This is a genomic window from Stenotrophomonas sp. YJH_SMC_110 (assembly GCF_059369255.1).
Genome location: NZ_JCAFSM010000006.1, coordinates 1 through 20,928, shown reverse-complemented (window position 1 = coordinate 20,928; position 20,928 = coordinate 1). Strand labels below are relative to the sequence as shown.

Genomic DNA, 20,928 nt, shown 5'->3' with positions numbered 1-20,928 from the left:
TCCCGGCTGGGCCGGCCGGGAGTCGTCAAGGAATGATGGCCGCAGTGTTGGTTCGATCCATGACCCAGAAGAGGAATTCGACGTGATCAAGAAGCAGAACCTTCGCATCAATGTGCTTGCCGCCGCCGTGCTGTCGATGACGGCGGTCGGTGCCGTCCACGCCGCCGGGTTGCCGACCCGTGAACCGGTGCGCCAGGCCAGCACCGCCCAGCCGGGTACCGAGCGCATCATCGTCAAGTACCGGGCCGGCGCTGCTGCCGCCACCGACCGCTCGGCGAAGCTGTCCACCGTGCAGTCCGCACTGACCCGTGCCAGTCTCTCCGGCGGCACGTCACGCGCCAGCACGCTCGGCCCGCAGGTGGTCCGCAAGCTGTCTACCGGTGCGGACCTCATCCGTGTGCAGGGCCGCCTGGCACCGGCCGAACTGCAGCGCGTGCTGAAGGAACTGAAGGCCGATCCGTCGGTGCAGTACGCCGAAGCCGACGTGAAGCTGCGCCGCAGCGAACTGCGTGCCGGCAACGTGCAGCCGGCGCTGGTGCCGAACGATCCCTTCTACCAGCAGAACCAGTGGCATCTGCACAATGCGGTCGGCGGCATCAACGCACCGGCGGCGTGGGATGTCTCGCAGGGCGAGGGCATCGTGGTGGCAGTGATCGACACCGGCGTCCTGCCGCAGCATCCGGACCTGGTCGGAAACCTGCTGGAAGGCTACGACTTCATCAGCGATGCGGAGACCTCGCGGCGCCCGACCAACGATCGCGTGCCGGGTGCGCAGGACTACGGTGATTGGGTCGAGAACGACAACGAGTGCTATGACGGCTCGCTGGCCGACGACAGTTCCTGGCACGGCACCCACGTCGCCGGCACCGTGGCCGAGCAGACCAACAACGGCGTCGGCATGGCCGGTGTCGCCTACAAGGCCAAGGTGCTGCCGGTCCGCGTGCTGGGCAAGTGCGGCGGCTACCTGTCCGACATCGCTGATGCGGTGACCTGGGCCTCCGGCGGTACCGTGACCGGCATCCCGGCCAACACCAATCCGGCCGAGATCATCAACATGAGCCTGGGGGGCGGTGGTTCCTGCGCCAGCACCTACCAGGACGCGATCAACGGCGCGATCTCGCGCGGTACCACGGTGGTGGTGGCTGCCGGCAATGAAGCCGACAACGCGTCCAAGTACCAGCCGGCCAGCTGCGAAGGCGTGGTGACCGTGGGTGCCACCCGCATCACCGGTGGCATCACCTACTACTCCAACTATGGAGCCCGCGTGGACCTGTCCGGTCCGGGCGGTGGCGGCAGTGTCGACGGCAACCCGGGCGGCTACATCTGGCAGACCGGCTCCAATGCGGCCACCACGCCGGAATCGGGCACGCCGGGCTACATGGGCATGGGCGGTACCTCGATGGCCTCGCCGCATGTGGCCGCCGTTGCGGCACTGGTGCAGAGCGCACTGATCGCCAAGGGCAAGGATCCGTTGACCCCGGCCGCGATGCGTACCCTGCTGAAGGAAACGGCGCGTCCGTTCCCGGTCGCCATCCCGGCGGCGACCCCGATCGGTACCGGCATCCTTGATGCCAAGGCCGCGCTGGCCAAGGCACTGGAAGAACCGTGCACCGAAAACTGCGGGCCGGTGGCCACGCCGCTGACCAACAAGGCCGCAGTCGGCGGCCTGAACGGTGCTGCCGGCAGCAGCAAGCTGTACAGCTTCGAAGCCGTTGCCGGAAAGCAGCTCAGCGTGATCACCTACGGTGGCACCGGCAACGTCTCGGTCTACATTGCCCAGGGGCGTGAGCCGAGCGCCAGCGACAACGACGGCAAGTCGACCCGTCCCGGCACGTCCGAAACGGTGCGGGTGAACAAGCCGGTGGCGGGCACCTATTACATCAAGGTGGTGGGCGAAGCGGCATACAACGGCGTGAGCATTCTCGCCACGCAGTAATCACCTCGTGTCGTAGTTGAACGGCCGACGCCCGTCACCCTGTGTGACGGGCTTCGTCTTTTTACGAAAGGTGGCCGCAGGGCGGCGGAAATCACGGCTTAACTGCTAAAGTCGGGCCGATTGACAGGAGAGTCACGTGAACGCGCTCGCTGCAACCGTTACCGACGACGCCGAAGGCCGCATCCTGGATGCGTTGCTGGCGCGCGGCCGGCTCAAGGAAGGAGACCTGGCACGCGCGCGGCCATTGCATGCCGAGGCCGGCGGCAGTCTGCTGGGCCTGCTGGTGCGCCTGGGCCTGGTGTCTGAACGCGACCAGGCACAGGCCAGCGCTGAGGTGCTGGGCCTGCCGCTGCTGGAGGGCAAGCAGGTGCCGGAGGCCCCGCCGCAGGCGCTGGCCGAGGGACTTCCGCTGTCGCTGCGCTTCCTGAAGCAGTTCCATGTGTGCCCGCTGGAGTTGGATGAACACGGGGTGCGGCTGTGGCTGGCCGATGCCCACGACGCCTATCCACAGCAGGCCGTGCAGTTGGCCCTTGGGGTTCCGGTGACACCGGTGCTGGGCATGCGCGCGGAGATCGATGACCTGGTCGAGCGCTGGTTCGGCCAGGGCCGCAGCGCGATGGGCGCGATCGTGGAAACCGCGGATGGCGAGGGCGGTGCGGTCGACGACATCGAGCACCTGCGCGACCTTGCGTCGGAAGCACCGGTGATCCGCCTGGTCAACCTGGTGATCCAGCGTGCGGTGGAGCTGCGCGCTTCGGATATCCATGTCGAACCGTTCGAGAGCCGGTTGAAGGTCCGCTACCGCGTCGATGGCGTGCTGGTGGAGGGCGAAAGCCCGCCGGCCAACCTCACCGCTGCGGTGATCAGCCGCATCAAGATCATGGCCCGGCTCAACATCGCCGAGCGCCGCCTGCCGCAGGACGGCCGCATCATGCTGCGCGTGCAGGGCAAGGAGCTGGACCTGCGCGTGAGCACGGTACCGACCGCGCATGGCGAAAGCGTGGTGATGCGCCTGCTGGACCGCGAAACGGTGGTGTTCGATTTCCACCGGCTCGGCTTCACCGATGCCTTCCTGCCGCAGTTCCGCAAGGTGCTGGAACAGCCGCATGGCATCCTGCTGGTCACCGGCCCGACCGGCTCGGGCAAGACCACCACGCTGTACACCGCGCTGAGCCAGCTCAACACCGCCGACGTCAAGATCATCACGGTCGAAGACCCGGTGGAATACCAGATCGAAGGCATCAACCAGATCCAGGCCAAGCCGCAGATCGGCCTCGACTTCGCCAATGCCCTGCGCAGCATCGTGCGCCAGGATCCGGACATCATCATGATCGGTGAAATGCGCGACCTGGAAACCGCGCGCATCGCCATCCAGTCGGCGCTGACCGGCCACCTGGTGCTGTCCACCCTGCATACCAACAACGCCGCCGGTGGCATCACCCGCCTGCTCGACATGGGCGTGGAGGACTACCTGCTCACGTCCACCATCAACGGCATCCTGGCCCAGCGCCTGGTACGCCGGCTGGAGCCGACCCACGCCGAGCGCTACGAAGCCTCGCCGGAAGAGATCGAGCGGTTCGAACTGCGCCGCCTGCAGCCGGAAGGGCCGATCCACCTGTACCGCCCGAAGCCGTCTGCGCTGGCACCGACCGGCTACCTGGGGCGTACCACCATCATGGAATTCCTGGTGATGAACGATGCGCTGCGCCGTGCGGTGATGCGCCGCGATGGCATGGGCGAGATCGAGCGCATCGCCCGCGAGGCCGGCATGCGCACCATGTACGAGGATGGCCTGTCCAAGGCGTTGAGCGGGCAGACCACCATCGAGGAAGTGCTGCGCGTGACCGAGGAAAGCTGATGCGTGCAGGACGCCGGGGCTGACATGCCGAACTATCGCTACAAGGCGCTCAATCCGCATGGCGAGGTCTTCGATGGGCAGATGGAAGCGGCCAGTGAGGCCGAGCTGATCGCGCGCCTGCAGGACCAGGGCCACCTGCCGATGGAGACGCAGCTGGCCGACGCCGGCGCGATCGGCGGCAGCAGCTGGCGCAACCTGCTGCAGCAGCGCCCGCTGCAGGGGGCGGCGCTGCTGCAGTTCACCCAGCAGTTGGCGACCCTGCTCGGTGCTGGCCAGCCGCTGGACCGCGCGCTGTCCATCCTGCTGGGGTTGCCCGAGGACGAACGATCGCGCCGCGCGATCACCGACATCCGCGACGTGGTGCGCGGTGGCGCACCGCTGTCCACCGCGCTGGAGCGCCAGCATGGGCTGTTCTCGCGCCTGTACGTGAACATGGTGCGCGCCGGCGAAGCCGGTGGCAGCCTGCATGAAACCCTGCAACGCCTGGCCGACTACCTCGAGCGCAGCCGCGCGCTGCAGGGCAAGGTCATCAACGCGCTGGTCTACCCGGCGATCCTGCTGGTGGTGGTCGGTGGCGCGCTGTTGTTCCTGCTCGGCTACGTGGTGCCGCAGTTCGCGCAGATGTACGAAAGCCTGGACGTGGCGCTGCCGTGGTTCACCAACGCGGTACTGCAGCTGGGCCTGTTCGTGCGTGACTGGTGGGTGCTGCTGCTGGTGGTGCCCGGCGTGCTGGTGCTGTTCTTCGAGCGCAAGGCGCGGCAACCGGCGTTCCGGTTGGCGCTGGATGGCTGGCTGCTGCAGCGGCGTGGCATCGGTCGCCTCATCGGCGAGCTGGAAACCGCCCGGCTGGCGCGCACGCTGGGCACACTGCTGCGCAACGGCGTCCCCTTGCTGGGGGCACTGGGCATCGCGCGCAACGTGCTGGGCAACCGCGCCCTGGCCGCTGACGTCGAAACGGCCGCCGATGAAGTGAAGAACGGCGCCGGCCTGTCGCTGGCCCTGTCGCGCGGCAAGCGGTTCCCGCGCCTGGCGCTGCAGATGATCCAGGTCGGCGAGGAATCCGGCGCACTCGATACCATGCTGCTCAAGGCCGCCGACACCTTCGAACAGGACAGCGCCCGGCGCATCGACCGCATGCTGGCGGCGATGGTGCCGGCGATCACCCTGGTGCTGGCCTCGGTGGTCGGCGCGGTGATCGTGGCCGTGCTGGTGCCGTTGTATGACCTGACCAATGCCATCGGTTGACGATGGCACTCCCTGCAACCCCGACACTCCGCAACTGAAAGGACCGTCCATGATTGCCCGTCGCCGACCGATCCGCCTTTCCTTCACCGCCGCGCGCAACCAGTCGGGCATGAGCCTGCTGGAAATCATCATCGTCATCGTGCTGATCGGCGCGGTGCTGACCCTGGTCGCCAGCCGCGTGCTGGGCGGCGCCGACCGTGGCAAGGCCAACATCGCCAAGGCGCAGGTGCAGACCGTCGCCTCCAAGATCGACAACTACCAGATCGACACCGGCAAGCTGCCGGCCACGCTCAACGACCTGGTGACGGCGCCGGCCGGTGTCGGCGGCTGGCTCGGCCCGTACGCCAAGCCCGCCGACCTGAATGACCCGTGGGGCCACGCACTGGAGTACCGGGCGCCGGGCGAAGGCCAGCCGTATGAGCTGGTCAGCCTGGGCAAGGATGGCAAGGCTGGCGGCAGCAGCGTCGACGCTGACATCCGCTACCAGCCGTAACCGCGCATGACGCACTTCCTGCCGCGCCGGTTGCCACGCCCGCGCCTGCACGGCAGGCGCGCGGCTGGACTGTCGTTGCTGGAAATGCTGCTGGTGATCGCATTGATCGCGGCGATCGGCCTGATCACCGCCGCCGGCCTGTCGCGCGGGTTCGCCGGCATGCAGCTGCGCAGCGCCGGCAAGGACATCGCCAGCCAGCTGCGCATGGTGCGCGCGCAGGCGATCGCCCGCGGCGAACCGCAGCGCTTCGTGATCGAACCGGCACGGCGCCGCTGGGAGGGGGCCAACCAGCGCCACGGTGAGGTGCCGGCACAGCTGCAGGTGCAGTTCGAAGGTGCCGCACAGCTGGCCACCGCGGCGGGGCAGGGCGTGATCGAGTTCCATCCCGATGGTGGCTCCAGCGGCGGCCGTATCCGGTTGCAGCGCGACGGTGCCGAATGGCGCGTCGACGTCGGCTGGCTGACCGGCGAGGTCCGCTCCGGCCCCTGGCGGGCGCAATGAAGCGGCGCGCGCGTGGCTTCACCCTGCTGGAAGTGATCGTCGCTTTCGCCCTGCTGGGCCTGGCGTTGACCCTGCTGCTGGGCAGCCTGTCCGGTGGCGCGAAGCAGGTACGTGACGCCGAGCTGCGCACGCGTGCGGTGCTGCATGCACAGTCGTTGCTGGCCCAGGCCGGTGTCGACGCGCCGCTGCAGGTGGGCAGCCAGCAGGGTGACTGGGAACAGGGGCGCTATCACTGGGAGCTGCAGGTCCAGCCGTGGGTCGAGCCACGCGCCGGCAACGTCGTGCAGGCCACGTCAGCGGGCACCCCATGGCTGGCCGAGCTGCAGCTGCGGGTGCGCTGGGGCGACAGCGAGCGCGAACAACTGCACTGGCGCAGCCTGCGCCTGTTGCCGCCCGACCTGGAGAACGCGCGATGAAGCGGCGCGCCGCGGGCTTCACCCTGGTCGAAGTGATGCTGGCCACCGTGCTGCTGGCCGGTGGCCTGGCACTGGCCTTTGCCAGCGTGCGCTCGGCGATGGCGGTCAGCCAGCGCGGCGAGCAGATCGCCGCTGAAAGCGAACGCATGCGCGCGGTCGAGTCGTTGCTGCGCAGGCAGCTGGCGGGTGCACTGCGCACCCCGCTGGAGGCCCCGGACCCCACCCGCGAACCCATCTTCTTCCAGGGCGAGGAGCAACGCATGCTGTTCGCCGCCGACCTGCCCGGTTACCTCGGCCGTGGCGGCCCCTACCTGCACGCGCTGCAGGTGGACGGACGCGGTGGCCAACAGCGCCTGCTGCTGGACCTCGTGCTGCTGCAGGAAGGCGAGCGCATCGCCGAGAATCCGCCGCGCCCGCCGGAGGTGCTGGTGGACAACCTGAAGTCGGTGCAGCTGCGCTATCGCGGCATCGATGCCAGCACCGGGCAGGTGACCGACTGGCTGCCGCGCTGGGATGACACCCGCCGCCTGCCGATGCTGGTGGAAATCCAGATCGTGCCATCCCGGGGCGCGCCGTGGCCGCCACTGGTGGTGGCGCTGCGTGCCGGTGGCAGTGGAGGCACGCGATGAGCCGTCAGCGCGGGGCGGCATTGGTGCTGGTGCTGTGGCTGATCGCATTGATGACGGCGCTGGTCGGTGCGTTCGCGCTGAGCGCACGGGTCGAGCACCTGCAGCAGCGCGTGCTGGATGACGATGCACGCGGGCAGGAACGTGCGCGCGCCGGCCTCGAATATGCCCTCCTGCGCCTGTCAGCCGATCCGCAACGGGCGCCCTGGCGTGCCGATGGCCGTACCTACCGCTGGCAGTTCGACGACGCCAGCATCGAGATCAAGGTGCTGGACGAGAACGGCAAGATCAACCTGAACCTGGCCGACGCCGCACTGCTGACCGCCTTCCTCAAGGCGCTGGGCGAAGACGATGCACAGGCCCGGCAGTTGGCCGGCGCCATCATCGACTGGCGCGACGAGGACAGCCTGCTGCAACCGGGCGGTGGCGCCGAAGCGCCGGACTACGCCGCAGCCGGATTGCCCTACGGCCCACGCAACAAGCGCTTCGAGACCCTGGGCGAGCTGCAGCGGGTCTTGGGCATGCGCGGACCCCTGTACCGGGCGATGCTGCCGCACCTGACCCTCTACAGCCGCCAGGCACGGCCGGATCCGCAGTTCGCCAGCGCGCCGGTGCTGACCGCGCTGGGCCTGGATGCGGACAGTGTGATGGCGCAGCGCGCACAGCAGGAGCGTGATGCAGATTCCGCTGGCGGCACGACAACGCTTGCCAGCAGCAGCGGCACCTATAGTATCGAGTCCGGTGCCATCGACGGCAGTGGACGCAGGTCGGTGTTGCAGGCAGTGGTACGCAGTGGCTCGGGCGGGGTTCCCGGGCGGACTTACACAGTGCTTCGCTGGGAGCAGGGAATGACAGCAAGATGACGGCGTGGCAGGACAGTCTGCGGCAGGTGCAGGGCCGGATCGGCCCGGGCGCCGGCCGTTTCCTGCGCTGGTGGCGGCAGTCGCTGCTGGCCTGGGTGCCGGTGCGCTGGCAATGGGCATTGGGCTGGGGCCAGGCACGCCTGCTGCTGCAGCACGAGGGCGACCAGCTGCAGGTCTGGCGTGAAGCCGGCGAACGCCGCGAAGCGGTGGCGCGCCTGCCGTGGCCGCTGTCGCCGGTGGAGCTGGACCGCGTGCTGGAGCCTCGCCTGCGTACTCTGCCGCGGGTGTGGCTGCTGCCGGCGACGGACGTCCTGCGGCGTAGCCTGCGCCTGCCTGCCGCAGCGGCCGACCGCCTGCGCGCCGTGGTCGGTTTCGAGATCGACCGGCAGACCCCGTTCGAATCATCCCAGGTCAGTTATGACGTGCGTGAGCTCGGCGCGGGCGGCGAGGGCCAGCTGCAGGTCGAACTGGTGGCGTGGCCGTTGCGGCAGCTGGACGCATGGCGCACTGGTGTGGGCCCATGGGCCGATGCGCTGGCGGGCGTCGATGCCATCGATGCGCAGGGCAACGTGCTGCAGGTGAACCTGCTGCCTCCCGCGCAGCGCCAACTGCGGCCAGACCCGATGCGACGCTGGAACCTGCTGCTGGCAGTGGCTGCCGTCGTGATGCTGGTACTGGCCGCGGTGCAGCTGCTCGACAACCGCCAGGCCGCCGCCGATGAGCTGCGTGCACAGGTCGAGCGCAGCGCGCGCAGTGCGCGAGGTGTGGCCAGCGAACGCGCGCAGCTGCAGGCGCTGATCGATGGCGCCGCATTCCTGGAGAAGCAGCGCAGCCAGCGCGCCGGCACCGTTGAAATCTGGAACGAACTGACCCGGCGCCTGCCGGAAGGTACCTACCTGGAGAAGCTGGCGATCGAGAACAACAACCTGCAGCTGATCGGCCTGAGCCGCGAGGCGTCGCAGCTGGTGCAGCTGCTGCAGGACGCACCGCAGTGGCGCAAGGTCAACCTGACCGGGGTGCTGCAGGCCGATGGCGCGGCCAGTGGCCGCGACCGCTTCACCATGACCGCCGAACTGCAGCCGTTGCCGGCCGCCGCACCAACTCCGGAGGCGGCCGATGCCGATGCCAAGCGCACGCCGTGACCGCTGGCTGGCGCTGGCACTGCTGCTGGCAGTGCTGGGCCTGGCCTATCTGCTGCTGGTGCACCCCTGGTTCACCCAGCCGCTGCGTGCGATCGATGCCGATGTCGCCGCCCTGCGCGAACGCGAGTCGCGCGTGCAGGCGCAGCTGCAGCAGCAGCCGCAGATCGAACAGCACCTTCGCGCTACCCGCGAGGCACTGCAGCAGCGGCCAGGCTTCCTGCGCGAAGCCACTGCCGAAGCTGCCGCCGCTGCATTGGGCGCCCGGCTGCAGGATGCGGTGGCGATGGCCAGCCCGGGCAACCGCAGCTGCACCATCAGCAACCGCACGCCGCTGACCGACAACCGGCGCGACGCCGAGTTCGTGCGCGTCGCCATGCAGGTGCGCCTGCGCTGCGGGGTGGCCGAACTGGCCACCGTGCTGCACAGCCTGGAAACCGGCAGCCCACGCCTGTTCGTCGACAACCTCAACCTGATCGCGCAGCGCTTCCAGCAATCACCGAACGAATCGGGGCTGGGCCTGGACGTGTCCTTCGAGCTGGCCGGCTATCTGCTGCCGGGCGCTGCCGCCGATGGCACGGTTCCGGCGCCCGCTGCGACACCGGCACCGTCCGCGTCGCCGGCCGAGGCCGTACCTGCGCCGCAGCCGGCGCCCCCGTCCGAAGGGCAGGAGGTGGCCGATGAAGCTTGAGCAGATCAGCCTGCGTACCGGCTTCCTGCTGGCGCTGGCCGGTTGGGCGGCCGCCGTCTGGCTGGCGACCGGCTTCGGGCTGGGCAGCCAGCTGCCGGGTGCCGGCGGTGATGCCGACGCCGCGCCATCGCTGCCATCGCTGCCGCCGCTGGCGGCCGAGCGCATGGCCAGCGCCGACAGCTACAGCGCGATCGGTGAGCGCCCGTTGTTCGCCGAAGACCGCAGGCCGCGGCCTTATCTGCTGGGTGGCAGCGAACCGGCGGCCAGCGCCGCGTTGCGCCTCACCGGTGTGCTGCTGACCGGCGATTTCGGCATGGCCACGTTCACCACCGAACAGAACCGCTCGCTGCGCCTGCGCCTCAACGGCGAAGCCGTGGATGGCTGGCAGCTGGTGGCGCTGCAGCCGCGCCAGGCGACGGTGATCGGCCCCGGTGGCAACCAGGTCCTGGAACTGGCGGTGTTCAACGGCCAGGGCGGTGAGCCGCCGACGGTGCTGCGCGGTGCCAACGGCGCACCGCCTGCAGGTGCGATCGTGGTGCCGCCCTCGGCGGGCGCTCCGCCGGCGCCGCCACCGCCCGCGGCAATCCCATCGCCGTCGCCCGCTGGCAATGCACCAGCGCCTGCGGCGGCCGCTGCAACAACCCCACCGGCCAACAACAACGGTCCCAGTGAAGCGCAGATGCAGGCCATCCGCGAGCGCATCCAGGCCCGCCGCCGCCAGCTGCAGCAACAGCAGCAACAACCGTCGCCGCCCCCGGGCGATGGCACCAACCGATAGAGTGAATGCATGAACCTGCGTTTTCTTCCCTGGTCCTTTGCCCTCGCGCTGCTGGTCGGCTGCAGTACGGTGTCCGCGCCGCACGTGCAGCGCAACGGCAATCTGTCGCCCAGCGCCGACGCCGGCCAGGCGGCCGATGTCGCTGCCGATGCCGCCCGTGAAAGCCAGGGGGCACCGCAGGCGGTGATCCGCCGCGGCACCGGCACCATGATCAACCGCGAGGCCGCGCGTGCGCCGGCACCGGCGCTGCACGGTGCCAGTACCGGCGAGGCGACCTTCAACTTCGAAGGCGAATCGCTGCATGCGGTGGTCAAGGCCATCCTTGGTGACATGCTTGGCCAGAACTACGTGATCGCGCCAGGCGTGCAGGGCACGGTCACCCTGGCCACGCCCAAGCCGGTATCGCCGGCGCAGGCACTGAACCTGCTGGAGATGGTGCTGGGCTGGAACAACGCGCGGATGGTCTACAGCGGTGGGCGCTACAACATCGTCGCCGCCGACCAGGCGCTGGCCGGCACGGTCGCGCCAAGCACGGCACCCGCGGCCAGCGCACGCGGCTTCGAAGTCCGTGTGGTCCCGCTGCAGTTCATCTCCGCCACCGAAATGAAGAAGGTGCTGGAGCCGTACGCGCGCCCCAACGCCATCGTCAACGTGGACAGTGGCCGCAACGTGATCACCCTGGGGGGTACCCGCGCGGAACTGGAAAACTACCTGCGCACCGTCGAGATCTTCGACGTCGACTGGTTGTCGGGCATGTCGGTGGGCGTGTTCCCGATCCAGTCGGGCAAGGCCGAGCAGGTCGCGGCCGACCTGGAAAAGGTGTTCGGCGAAGAGAGCAAGACGCCCAGCGCCGGCATGTTCCGTTTCCTGCCGCTGGAGAATGCCAACGCGGTGTTGGTGATCACGCCGCAGGTGCGCTACCTGGACCAGATCCAGCAGTGGCTGGATCGCATCGACACCGCTGGTGGCAGCGCCCGCCTGTTCTCCTACGAGCTGCGCTACATCAAGGCGCGCGACCTGGCCGAGCGCCTCAGCGAGGCCTTCGCCAGCAGTGGCAACCGCGGCGGCTCCAGCCCGGCCTCGCTGGCACCGGGCGCCATTCCGTCGCAGCTGGGCGGCGACGGCGACCGTGGCATGGACAACAGCAGCAGCAACCTGGGTTCGACGCTGGGCGGAACCAGTGGTAGTGGCAGTGGCAGCAGCAATGGCAGCCTGAACCTGCCGCAGCGCCAGCCCGGCAACGTCAGTGTCAGCCTGGAAGTGGAGGGCGACCGCGTCGGCGTGTCGGCGGTGGAGGAAACCAACACCCTGCTGGTGCGCTCGACGCCGCAGGCGTGGCGCTCGATCCGCGAGGTGATCGAGAAACTGGACGTGATGCCGCTGCAGGTGCACATCGAGGCACAGGTGGCCGAAGTCGCGCTGACCGGTGACCTGAAGTACGGCGTGAACTGGTTCTTCGACAATGCCGTGGCCGGTCGCGCGCTCACCGGAGCCCTGGCGGGCCTGACCCTGCCGCCGGCTGCAGGTGGTTCGTGGAACACCTTCGCCGGCGGCGTCACCGGCAATGACGGTGTGGGCTGGGCCTTCACCGGCCACAACGCGGCCGCGGTGGTCAGTGCACTGGACAAGGTGACCGACCTGCGCCTGCTGCAGACGCCGTCGGTGTTCGTCCGCAACAACGCCGAGGCCACGCTCAACGTCGGCGACAAGGTGCCGATCAACACCACCACGGTGAACACCGGCGTGGGCACCAGCACCTACAGCTCGGTGCAGTACATCGACACCGGCGTGATCCTCAAGGTGCGCCCGCGCGTGACCCGCGACGGCACCGTGTTCCTGGACATCGTGCAGGAAGTCAGCAGCGCCTCGGACGTGCCGGAGGCCTGCAACCCGACCGAGCGCAACTGCAACCCGCGCATCTCGACCAAGAAGCTGTCTACCGAAGCGGCGGTGCAGAGCGGTGACACCATCATGCTGGCGGGCCTGATCACCGATTCGGCCACCGACGGCAGCAGCGGCATCCCGGGGCTGAGCAGGATTCCGGTGGTCGGTGCGTTGTTCGGGCAGAAGACCCGCACCAGCCGTCGTTCGGAAGTGATCGTGCTGCTGACCCCGACCATCGTCCGCAACAGCCAGGAATCGCGCAACCTGACCGACGAGTACAGCAAGCGCTTCCGCGCGATGGAGCCGCTGAACCAGCCGCGCGCGAAGAAGTAAGGGGTTACGGCCGGGCGGCGCCCGGCACCCGCCGAGGCCGGAGCAACGGCAACGGCCAAAGCAACAGCAACAGCAACAGCAACAGCAACAGCGGGTTTACTGAGGGAGGGTGGGTCGGCGTGGGGTGGCAGGACACGCCGTAAACCCGTCCCTGGGGGCTCGATGGCGCCATTCATGGCGCCAACGGTCCTGCCACCCCACGCCGACCCACCTCTGACAGACTCCCGCGGCTGTTGGTAGGTGTCGACCTTGGTCGACACGATCCACGCCATGCGTGGATGACTGTCTGTCAGATTTCGAAATCAGAAAATGGGGTCAGATCCGTTTTCCTCTGGAAAACGGATCTGACCCCAGGCTTTGCCCACAGATCGCAGAAATCTGTCGAAGGCGGGGGGGGTCTGGTTGCGGGGGCGTGAGCCGCATGGATGCGGCGACCGAGCTTACATGGACGTACTTGCAGCGTCTCCCGCAACCGGACCCCCCCCGCCATCCCACGGATAGCCGGCTTCTGCTGTTGCTTCGGCTTCGGCTCCAGCTCCAGCCTCCGCGGGTGCCGGGTGCAACCCGGCCGATACCCTCCCGGTGCTACGCTGTGGCCACCGACAACCACGGAGGCGGGATGGGGGCGATCGTGTTGTTGCCGCTGTGCGTGGACGATGCCGCACTCGACCGCTGCCTGGCCGCGCTGGATGTCGGCACGGCGCCAGGGACTGCGGTCTGGTTGGCCGATGACGCACAGACCGGGCCACGCGCGCAGGCGGTGGTGGAACACTGGCTGGCGCATACGCCGCTGCAGGCCGAGTACACCCGGCGCGCGCGGCCACTGGGCGAAGTCGCCCATCTGGACGAGATGCTGCGCGCCTGCGATGGCCTGGACGTGGCCGTGCTGGCGCCGGACAGCGTGCCATCACCCGGCTGGTTGCAGCAGTTGCAGGATGCCTTCGCCCGCGATGCCGCGATCGCCACCGCAACCCCCTGGTGCAATGCCGGCGAGACCGCCGCGTGGCCACGGCTGGGCGAGATCAATCCCGAGCCGCAGGACCCGGTCCTGCTGGCGCACACCTGCGCGACGCTGCCGACGCTGCACCCGGAGCTGCCATCGGCGGTCACCCACGCGGTGCTGGTGCGCGGCAACGCGCGCCGTCGCGCCGGCGGCCTGGACGTGGACAGCTACGCTGGCTGGAACGCGGCACTGGTCGACCTCAGCCTGCGCATGGCCGGCCTTGGCTGGCGCAACGTGCTGTGCGAGACCGCCTTCGTCAGCCGGGCAGGGGAGGCGGTCAGCCGCGATGGCGATCTGGAGGCCCTGGCCGCGCGCTGGCCGGCCTGGGTACCGCGGCTGGCCGATTTCCTGATGCACGACCCGCTGCACGGGCTGCGCGCCGACCTGCAGCAGCGCATGCGGCAGGCGATAATGCCGAAGGAACAGGGCGACCTGTTCGTCCCGTCAGTGCCGGAGCCACCCGTTTGAATGTTGCCATCGCCGCCATCGTCGTCACTTACCAGAGTGGGAGCACCATCGATGCCTGCCTCTCGCGCCTGCGCCAGGCGCAGGATGTGGCCGAGATCCGGGTGATCGACAATGGTTCGCTGGATGGCACCCTGGACATCGTGCAGCGGCATGCCAGCCACGATCCACGCGTGCGCTTCGTCGGCAACCCGGACAATCCCGGCTTCGCCGCCGCCAACAACCAGGGCGTGGCCGACTCGCACAGCCCGTGGCTGGCCTTCATCAACCCGGACCTGATGGTCGAGCCGGACACGCTGGCCGAACTGCGCTCCCGCGCCGAAGCGCTGGGCGACTGCCTGCTGGGCGTTGAACAGGTGGACGAGCATGGCCATGCCGACGAGGCGGTGCGCCGCCGCGACCCGGATTTCCTGAGGATGCTGCGTTCGCCCGGCAAGGGCTCGAAGCTGGCGGTTCCGCGTGAGCCGCACCAGGCACTGCAGCGGGTGCCGGCACTGTCCGGCGCACTGCTGATGATGCCGCGCGCGCTGTTCGACCGTATCGGTGGCTGGGACGCGGGCTATCGCCTGCACGCCGAGGACCTGGACCTGTGCCGGCGCGCGCGCGAAGCCGGCGCGGTGGTAGCGATCGCCAACGACCTGCAGGTTACCCATGTGCGCGGTGTCTCCAGCCGCTCGCGGCCGTTCTTCGTGGAATGGCACAAGCACAGGGGGCTGTGGCGTTACTTCCAGAAGTTCGAGGCCAGGCAGCGTTCGCTGCCGGTGCGCGCGGCGGTATGGGCTGCGATCTGGGCGCATGCGCTGATGCTGGTGCCGCGCCTGCTGCGCAGGTCGTTGTAGAGCCGAGCCCACGCTCGGCTGCATGGATAGGGGCATCCACGCGTGGTGTGGCTCCACTCGCCGCGCCCACGGTTCACTCCGCCGGGCGCATAATCCGCCCCATGCCTATCATCCAGTCCCTGCTCGACACCGACCTGTACAAGTTCACCATGATGCAGGCGGTGCTCCACCAGCACCCCGGCGCCCAGGTGCAGTACCGGTTCAAGTGCCGCACCCCCGGCATCGACCTGGCAAGCTACATCGCCCAGATCGATGAGGAAATCGACCACCTGTGCAGCCTGCGTTTCAGCGACGCGGAACTGGACTACATGCGTGGCCTGCGCTTCGTGAAGCCGGACTTCGCCGATTTCCTCGGCCTGTTCCATCTGGACCGCAAGTACATCCAGCTGCGTGCGTCGACGGCCGTGCCCGGCGAGATCGAGCTGGACATCACCGGCCCGTGGCTGCACACCATCCTGTTCGAAGTGCCGCTGCTGGCGATCATCAACGAAGTCTGGTTCCGCAACACCACCACGGCCGACTTCGCCGAAGGCGAGCGCCGCCTGCAGGCCAAGGCCGCGCTGCTGCGCGATACCCCCGGTTTCGAGCACTGCCGCATCGCCGACTACGGCAGCCGCCGCCGCTACTCGCGTGACTGGCATGCCCGCCTGCTGCCGCTGCTGCGCGACGCGCTTGGCCCGCAGCTGGTCGGTACCAGCAACGTCCACTTCGCGCGCCTGTATGGCATGACCCCGCACGGCACCATGGCCCACGAGTACCTGCAGGCGTTCCAGGCGCTCGGCCCGCGCCTGCGTGATTCGCAGGTGGCAGCACTGGAATCGTGGGCGCGCGAGTACCGCGGCGATCTTGGCATCGCGCTGTCCGACGTGGTCGGCCTGGACGCGTTCCTGCGCGACTTCGACATGTATTTCTGCAAGCTGTTCGACGGTGTGCGCCATGACTCCGGCGATCCGTTCGACTGGGGCGACCGCATGCTGGCGCATTTCCAGCAGCGCCGGGTCGATCCGCGCAGCAAGGTGCTGGTGTTCAGCGATGGGCTCGACATCGCCAAGGTGATGCGGCTGTACGACTACTTCCGCGGTCGCTGCCAGGTCGCGTTCGGCGTTGGCACCCACCTGACCAATGACCTGGGCCCGACGCCGCTCAACATCGTCATCAAGATGGTCCGCTGCAACGGCCAGCCGGTGGCCAAGCTCAGCGATTCGCCGGGCAAGAGCATGTGCGACGACCCGGGTTACCTGGCCTACCTGCGCCAGGTGTTCGAATTGCCGCAGCCGGAGTAATACTGGCCTGCAGGGCTTACAGGTAGTCGACGACCACCAGGTAGGCGCCCTGCAGCGGCTGCTGCTTCGAAGCCTGCACGCTGTAGCGCTCGGAGAAGGCGATATCGCCGGCGCGCATCGCGCTGGCCGACACCGACAGCTTCTGGCCCTGGCGCTTGCCGTCACGCAGCGTCGCCGCCTGGCCATCGGCCAGTGCCGTCACGGCCACCGTCGAACCCTTGGCCGACGGCGGGCAGGCCGCCAGGCTCAGCTCACCCTGGGACAGGTTCGTCGTGCAGCCCGGCTCGGCGATACGGCCGCTGAAACGGATGCTGCCGCTGCTGGCCTGGGCCAGCGCACTGACGGACATCAGGGCCACGCACAGCAGAATGGAGTTCCTCATGACACGTTCTCTGGTTCGGTGTGTCCTAGTTAGCGACAGGATCGATCAACCTTTAATAGGACGATTCCGAATCTGCTAGGGCCATCACCAAGAAAGAGTGATGCGCATCAAAGAAGCCAAATTCCCCTGAAAAATGCCTGTTTCCGCGCGTGCCGAACGCGTCGCGCAATGCGACATCCCCAGTCGTTTGTAGCGTGACCGGGCCCCGCGTCAAATCCCCCGCACCCCGAGGCTGTGATTTCGCATAGCACGTCACATTTAATGCGTCAATGAATTGGCGTTCAGAAAAATAATGAGACTTTCATCACAGTTGTGCCTATACTTGCGTCACGGATTCAGGGAGGGGTATGTCCGAGTCCGGCCACAGGTGAGACGCAAGGATGGGTCTTGTTAGCCCGGCAGTGCTCCTTGCTTCCTCCTCTACTTCTCATCTCTTCAGTAGGGTTAGGTAAAAGCGAATGCACAAGATGAACCTCATTGCCGCTCTGATGCTGGCCGCCGCTCCGCTGGCCGCCAACGCCGCCGACGGCACCATCACCTTCAATGGCAAGGTGACCGACAAGACCTGCACCATCTCGACCCCGGGCGGCAAGGACTTCGCCGTGACCCTGCCGACCGTGTCCAAGAACACCCTGGCCACCGCCGGTGCCGTTGCGGGCCGTACCCCGTTCGCCATCAACCTGACCAAGTGCAGCGCCGGCAACGTCGCCACCTACTTCGAGCCGGGTTCGACCGTCGACTTCAACAGCGGCCGCCTGGTCAACCAGGCCTCGGCCAACGCTGCCACCAACGTGCAGCTGCAGCTGCTGGGCTCGAACAACCAGTTCCTGCCGATCAAGGCTGCCGGCGCTGGCCTGGCGCAGACCAACTCGCAGTGGGTCACCGTCGGCACCGACGGCTCGGCCGATCTGAACTACTACGCTGAGTACTACGCCACTGCCGCCGCCACCCCGGGCGACGTCACCAGCAGCGTCAAGTACACGATCATCTACAACTGATCGTCGTCGTACCCGCACTGGCCGGCGTACGCGCCGGCCAGTGCTTCGCGGCCCCTGGCCACACCCCTCGAGCGTAGTACTTCCGATGAAAGCAATCTTTCCCCGGGCGCTGCTGCTGGCAGCGTTCACGCTGCCCTTCTGCCAGAACGCTCTGGCCGGCGTGGTGGTCAACGGCACGCGAGTGATCTATCCGGCGCAGGCGCGCGAAGTGACCGTGCAGGTCGACAACGTGGGCGATTCGCCGGCGCTGGTCCAGGCCTGGATCGACAGCGGCGACGCCAACCAGACCGCCGACAACAGCGACGCCCCGTTTGTACTGACGCCGCCGATCGCGCGTGTCGAGCCGGGCCGCAGCCAGGCGCTGCGCGTGATCTTCTCCGGTGCGCAGCTGCCGACCGACCGTGAGTCGGTGTTCTGGCTCAACGTGCTGGATGTGCCGCCGTCGCCCGACAACGCCGACAGCGGCGACCAGAATTACCTGCAGGTCGCGTTCCGTTCGCGCCTGAAACTGTTCTACCGGCCGCAGGGCCTGAAGGGCGTCGCCAACGACGCGCCGGCAGCGTTGCGCTGGACCCGCACGGGCGATCGCCTGCGGGTGGAAAACCCCAGCCCCTTCCACGTCACGCTGGCCGAAGTGCATGCCGTGACCGGCAGCAGCGAGAAGACCGTCGAGGACAAGGGCGCCATGGTCGCGCCGAAGCAGAGCCTGGAGTTCACCGCACCGGCGGGCTCCGACCAGGTGCGCTTCATCACCATCAACGATTACGGCGGTCGGGTGGAGCACACGGTCCGCCTCGGCAGTACCGGGGGCTGAACGCGCCGCGCCGGCCATGGGCCTGCGCATCCCGCCACCGCCGCCGTGCGGCGAATTGAAGGAATGTCAGTGTGATCGGAAACAGATTGACATTGTCGATCCACCAGGCGATCTGCCTGCTGGTTGCTGGCGTGGCCTGCCCAGGATGGGCGCTGGCTGCGCCGGCCAATCTCGGCGAACAGGCGCTGATGGCGCAGAGCGGTGCGGCCAATGCGCGTGCACCCGAGTCGGCCCAGTTCAACTCCAGCTTCCTCTCCGGCCAGGCCAAGCAGGTCGACCTGGCCTCCTTCACCAATGGCAACCCGATGGTGGCTGGCACCTACCGTGTCGACGTCTACGTCAACGGTGGCTGGCAGGGCCGTCGCGATCTGCAGTTCAAGGCCGATGAGCAGGGCCGCGTCGACGCCTGCCTGCCGCTGCCGATGCTGGAAGAAATGGGTGTGGACAGCGAGGCCGTGCTGCTGCAGCAGGACCCGACGCTGCCGACCGACACGAACAGCTGCGTGCCGGTACAGCGGCGCATGGCCAATGCCTATGGCATCTATGACAGCGGCAACCTGCGCTACGACCTCAGCATCCCGCAGGTGTTCCTGCGCCGCGAGGCGCGCGGCTACGTCAATCCGTCGCTGTGGGACCGCGGCATCAACGCTGGCTTCGTCGGCTACAGCTTCAACGCCATCGACAGCGACAGCCGTGTTGAAGGGGGGCAGCGCAATCGCAGCGCCTACCTCGGCCTCAACGCCGGCCTGAACCTGGGAGGCTGGCAGTTCCGCCACGATTCCAACCTGACCTGGTCCGAAGGCAACGGCCGCCACTGGCAGAGCATTGCCACCTATGCGCAGCGCGGCATCCCGCAGGTGCGCGGCATGCTCACCATTGGTGAGGCCTACACCACGGGCGAGCTGTTCGATTCGATCGGCTACCGGGGTGCCAGCCTGGCCAGCGACGACCGCATGCTGCCCGATTCGCTGCGCGGTTACGCGCCGGTCGTGCGCGGCATTGCCGAAACCAACGCGCGCATCGAAGTGCGCCAGAACCAGCAGCTGATCTACTCCTCCACCGTATCGCCGGGCAGCTTCGTCATCGACGACCTGTACCCGACCGGCTACGGCGGCGACCTGGAAGTGAGCGTGATCGAGGCCGACGGCCGCCGCCGCGAATTCAAGGTGCCGTTCGGTTCTGTGCCGCAGATGCTGCGCGAAGGCGTGTCGCGCTACTCGCTGACCGCCGGCCAGGTGCGCAACAAGCTGCTGGCCGATGAGCCGTGGCTGGTGCAGGGTACCTACCAGCGCGGCATCGGCAACCAGTTGACCCTGTACGGCGGCAGCGCGCTGAGCGAAGGCTACCTGTCGCTGCTGTACGGTGTCGGCCTGTCCACGCGCGTCGGTGCCTTCGCTGCCGACGTCACCCATGCACGGACCTCGTTCGACCACTACGGCAGCCATACCGGCGCCAGTGTGCGGCTGAGCTACAGCAACATGATCGGCGAGACCGGGACCAACCTGACCCTGGCCGCCTACCGCTACTCCACTGAAGGCTTCTACAGCCTGCAGGACGCGCTGTATGGCCGTGATTCGGACAAGCGCGGCATCGATCCGACCACCCGTGGCCGTCAGCGCAGCCAGTTCCAGGTAACGCTGAACCAGCCGCTGGGCCGACGTGGCGGTGCGCTGTACGTGACCGGCTCGGTGCGTGACTTCTACGACCGTTCCGGCACCTCCAAGCAGTACCAGGTGGGCTACAACAACGCCTGGCGCTCGGTGAACTACGGTTTCTCGGCGCTGCGCACCGAAGAAGGCGTGCTCGGCCGTTCCGATACCCAGTACCTGCTGTCGATGAGCGTGCCGCTGGGCCGGGGCACCCACCCGGTGTCGTTCAGCGCCGACCTTGGCGCGCGCGACCGCGGTGGCTACGACAACAGCCGCGTCGGCATCACCGGTTCGGCCGGCGTCGACAACAACTTCAGCTACGGCGTGGCCCTGTCCGATTCCCGCGAGGGTGGCACCACTGCGGTCGGCAATGCCGAGTACCGCAGCCGCTACTCGGCGTTGAACGCCACCTTCAGCCACTCGCGTGATTTCCGCCAGGCGTCGGTCGGTGCCAACGGCAGCGTGGTCGTGCATCCGGGCGGCTTCACCTTCACCCCGCAGCGCGGCGACACCATGGTGCTGGTCGAAGCGCCGGGCGCGCGCGATGCGATCGTCAGCAACGCGCCGGGCCTGCGCGTCGATGGCCGCGGCTACGCCGTGGTGCCGTACGTGTCGCCGTACCGCCTCAACACCGTCACCCTCGATCCGCAGGGCATGGCCCACGACGTCGAACTGGAAAGCACCAGCCAGTCCATCGCGCCGTTCGCCGGTGCCATCAGCTACCTGCGCTTC

General features: G+C 68.1%; 19 protein-coding genes. 18 read left to right on the top strand and 1 reads right to left on the bottom strand.

The features are described from left to right. The first annotated feature begins 82 nt into the window (after positions 1–82). The 15 genes from AC5P6H_RS12420 to pncB all read left to right on the top strand — a co-directional run bounded on the left by AC5P6H_RS12420 (position 83) and on the right by pncB (position 16,353). Complete coding sequence (locus AC5P6H_RS12420) at positions 83–1,936, top strand: S8 family peptidase (protein WP_014645887.1); 1,854 nt, start codon at positions 83–85, stop codon at positions 1,934–1,936. A gap of 136 nt (positions 1,937–2,072) precedes the next feature. Beyond that, positions 2,073–3,794 (top strand): type II secretion system ATPase GspE, encoded by a 1,722-nt coding sequence (gene gspE / locus AC5P6H_RS12415; RefSeq protein ID WP_014035931.1) that lies wholly within the window; start codon positions 2,073–2,075, stop codon positions 3,792–3,794. A gap of 24 nt (positions 3,795–3,818) precedes the next feature. Then, the gene (gene xpsF / locus AC5P6H_RS12410; protein ID WP_032956504.1) at positions 3,819–5,039 is read left to right on the top strand and encodes a type II secretion system protein XpsF; all 1,221 of its coding nucleotides are present in this window, start codon (positions 3,819–3,821) and stop codon (positions 5,037–5,039) included. A gap of 49 nt (positions 5,040–5,088) precedes the next feature. Further along, entirely contained in the window at positions 5,089–5,532 is a 444-nt protein-coding gene (gene gspG / locus AC5P6H_RS12405) for a type II secretion system major pseudopilin GspG (RefSeq protein ID WP_014645890.1), read from the top strand. Between the two features lie 6 nt (positions 5,533–5,538). After that, positions 5,539–6,033, top strand: a complete 495-nt coding sequence (gene xpsH, locus AC5P6H_RS12400; RefSeq protein WP_014645891.1) for a type II secretion system protein XpsH — start codon at positions 5,539–5,541, stop codon at positions 6,031–6,033. Then, positions 6,030–6,449 (top strand): type II secretion system protein XpsI, encoded by a 420-nt coding sequence (gene xpsI, locus AC5P6H_RS12395; protein WP_075076486.1) that lies wholly within the window; start codon positions 6,030–6,032, stop codon positions 6,447–6,449. The genes xpsH and xpsI overlap by 4 nt, the downstream gene beginning before the upstream one ends. Then, on the top strand, positions 6,446–7,078 hold the full coding sequence (locus tag AC5P6H_RS12390; protein WP_049404741.1) for a type II secretion system protein J: 633 nt from the start codon (positions 6,446–6,448) through the stop codon (positions 7,076–7,078). Before xpsI ends, AC5P6H_RS12390 begins: the two co-directional genes overlap by 4 nt. Continuing rightward, entirely contained in the window at positions 7,075–7,938 is an 864-nt protein-coding gene (locus AC5P6H_RS12385) for a type II secretion system minor pseudopilin (protein WP_046428741.1), read from the top strand. Before AC5P6H_RS12390 ends, AC5P6H_RS12385 begins: the two co-directional genes overlap by 4 nt. After that, positions 7,935–9,080 carry a PilN domain-containing protein gene (locus AC5P6H_RS12380; protein ID WP_288496491.1) on the top strand — a complete coding sequence of 382 codons (1,146 nt, stop codon included), beginning with the start codon at positions 7,935–7,937 and terminating at the stop codon, positions 9,078–9,080. Before AC5P6H_RS12385 ends, AC5P6H_RS12380 begins: the two co-directional genes overlap by 4 nt. Continuing rightward, complete coding sequence (gene gspM / locus AC5P6H_RS12375; RefSeq protein ID WP_288496538.1) at positions 9,061–9,768, top strand: type II secretion system protein GspM; 708 nt, start codon at positions 9,061–9,063, stop codon at positions 9,766–9,768. Before AC5P6H_RS12380 ends, gspM begins: the two co-directional genes overlap by 20 nt. Then, positions 9,758–10,546, top strand: coding sequence for a type II secretion system protein, XpsN-like (locus AC5P6H_RS12370; RefSeq protein WP_014645897.1), 789 nt, complete (start codon positions 9,758–9,760; stop codon positions 10,544–10,546). The genes gspM and AC5P6H_RS12370 overlap by 11 nt, the downstream gene beginning before the upstream one ends. A 9-nt stretch (positions 10,547–10,555) precedes the next feature. Then, a complete protein-coding gene (gene gspD, locus AC5P6H_RS12365) occupies positions 10,556–12,763 on the top strand; it encodes a type II secretion system secretin GspD (protein ID WP_014645898.1) in 2,208 nt (735 codons plus the stop codon). 619 nt (positions 12,764–13,382) lie between these two features. Beyond that, positions 13,383–14,234: a glycosyltransferase family 2 protein gene (locus tag AC5P6H_RS12360; RefSeq protein ID WP_049442169.1), complete on the top strand. Its 852-nt coding sequence runs from the start codon at positions 13,383–13,385 to the stop codon at positions 14,232–14,234. After that, positions 14,231–15,070: a glycosyltransferase family 2 protein gene (locus AC5P6H_RS12355; protein WP_014645900.1), complete on the top strand. Its 840-nt coding sequence runs from the start codon at positions 14,231–14,233 to the stop codon at positions 15,068–15,070. The genes AC5P6H_RS12360 and AC5P6H_RS12355 overlap by 4 nt, the downstream gene beginning before the upstream one ends. A gap of 101 nt (positions 15,071–15,171) precedes the next feature. Then, on the top strand, positions 15,172–16,353 hold the full coding sequence (gene pncB, locus AC5P6H_RS12350) for a nicotinate phosphoribosyltransferase (RefSeq protein WP_014645901.1): 1,182 nt from the start codon (positions 15,172–15,174) through the stop codon (positions 16,351–16,353). Between the two features lie 16 nt (positions 16,354–16,369). Here pncB and AC5P6H_RS12345 read toward each other — a convergent pair whose 3' ends face one another. After that, on the bottom strand, positions 16,370–16,735 hold the full coding sequence (locus AC5P6H_RS12345) for a hypothetical protein (RefSeq protein WP_014645902.1): 366 nt from the start codon (positions 16,733–16,735) through the stop codon (positions 16,370–16,372). Between the two features lie 458 nt (positions 16,736–17,193). On the opposite strand from AC5P6H_RS12345, the gene AC5P6H_RS12340 reads away from it, so the two are divergent. From AC5P6H_RS12340 to AC5P6H_RS12330, 3 genes are all read left to right on the top strand, one after another. After that, positions 17,194–17,733, top strand: a complete 540-nt coding sequence (locus tag AC5P6H_RS12340) for a fimbrial protein (RefSeq protein WP_014645903.1) — start codon at positions 17,194–17,196, stop codon at positions 17,731–17,733. A gap of 85 nt (positions 17,734–17,818) precedes the next feature. After that, on the top strand, positions 17,819–18,547 hold the full coding sequence (locus AC5P6H_RS12335; protein WP_014645904.1) for a fimbrial biogenesis chaperone: 729 nt from the start codon (positions 17,819–17,821) through the stop codon (positions 18,545–18,547). Between the two features lie 92 nt (positions 18,548–18,639). Further along, positions 18,640–20,928: fimbria/pilus outer membrane usher protein (locus tag AC5P6H_RS12330; protein ID WP_495202759.1), on the top strand; the 2,289-nt coding region annotated here is incomplete at its 3' end.

Excerpts from the sequence above, each read along its gene's own strand:
- gspM (WP_288496538.1), top strand. The coding sequence starts at position 9,061 with ATGCCAAGCGCACGCCGTGACCGCTGGCTGGCGCTGGCACTGCTGCTG.
- AC5P6H_RS12340 (WP_014645903.1), top strand. The coding sequence starts at position 17,194 with ATGCACAAGATGAACCTCATTGCCGCTCTGATGCTGGCCGCCGCTCCG.
- AC5P6H_RS12370 (WP_014645897.1), top strand. The coding sequence starts at position 9,758 with ATGAAGCTTGAGCAGATCAGCCTGCGTACCGGCTTCCTGCTGGCGCTG.
- AC5P6H_RS12390 (WP_049404741.1), top strand. The coding sequence starts at position 6,446 with ATGAAGCGGCGCGCCGCGGGCTTCACCCTGGTCGAAGTGATGCTGGCC.
- pncB (WP_014645901.1), top strand. The coding sequence starts at position 15,172 with ATGCCTATCATCCAGTCCCTGCTCGACACCGACCTGTACAAGTTCACC.
- AC5P6H_RS12385 (WP_046428741.1), top strand. The coding sequence starts at position 7,075 with ATGAGCCGTCAGCGCGGGGCGGCATTGGTGCTGGTGCTGTGGCTGATC.
- xpsH (WP_014645891.1), top strand. The coding sequence starts at position 5,539 with ATGACGCACTTCCTGCCGCGCCGGTTGCCACGCCCGCGCCTGCACGGC.
- xpsF (WP_032956504.1), top strand. The coding sequence starts at position 3,819 with ATGCCGAACTATCGCTACAAGGCGCTCAATCCGCATGGCGAGGTCTTC.
- AC5P6H_RS12380 (WP_288496491.1), top strand. The coding sequence starts at position 7,935 with ATGACGGCGTGGCAGGACAGTCTGCGGCAGGTGCAGGGCCGGATCGGC.
- AC5P6H_RS12345 (WP_014645902.1), bottom strand. The coding sequence starts at position 16,735 with ATGAGGAACTCCATTCTGCTGTGCGTGGCCCTGATGTCCGTCAGTGCG.
- AC5P6H_RS12335 (WP_014645904.1), top strand. The coding sequence starts at position 17,819 with ATGAAAGCAATCTTTCCCCGGGCGCTGCTGCTGGCAGCGTTCACGCTG.
- gspG (WP_014645890.1), top strand. The coding sequence starts at position 5,089 with ATGATTGCCCGTCGCCGACCGATCCGCCTTTCCTTCACCGCCGCGCGC.
- xpsI (WP_075076486.1), top strand. The coding sequence starts at position 6,030 with ATGAAGCGGCGCGCGCGTGGCTTCACCCTGCTGGAAGTGATCGTCGCT.
- gspD (WP_014645898.1), top strand. The coding sequence starts at position 10,556 with ATGAACCTGCGTTTTCTTCCCTGGTCCTTTGCCCTCGCGCTGCTGGTC.
- AC5P6H_RS12360 (WP_049442169.1), top strand. The coding sequence starts at position 13,383 with ATGGGGGCGATCGTGTTGTTGCCGCTGTGCGTGGACGATGCCGCACTC.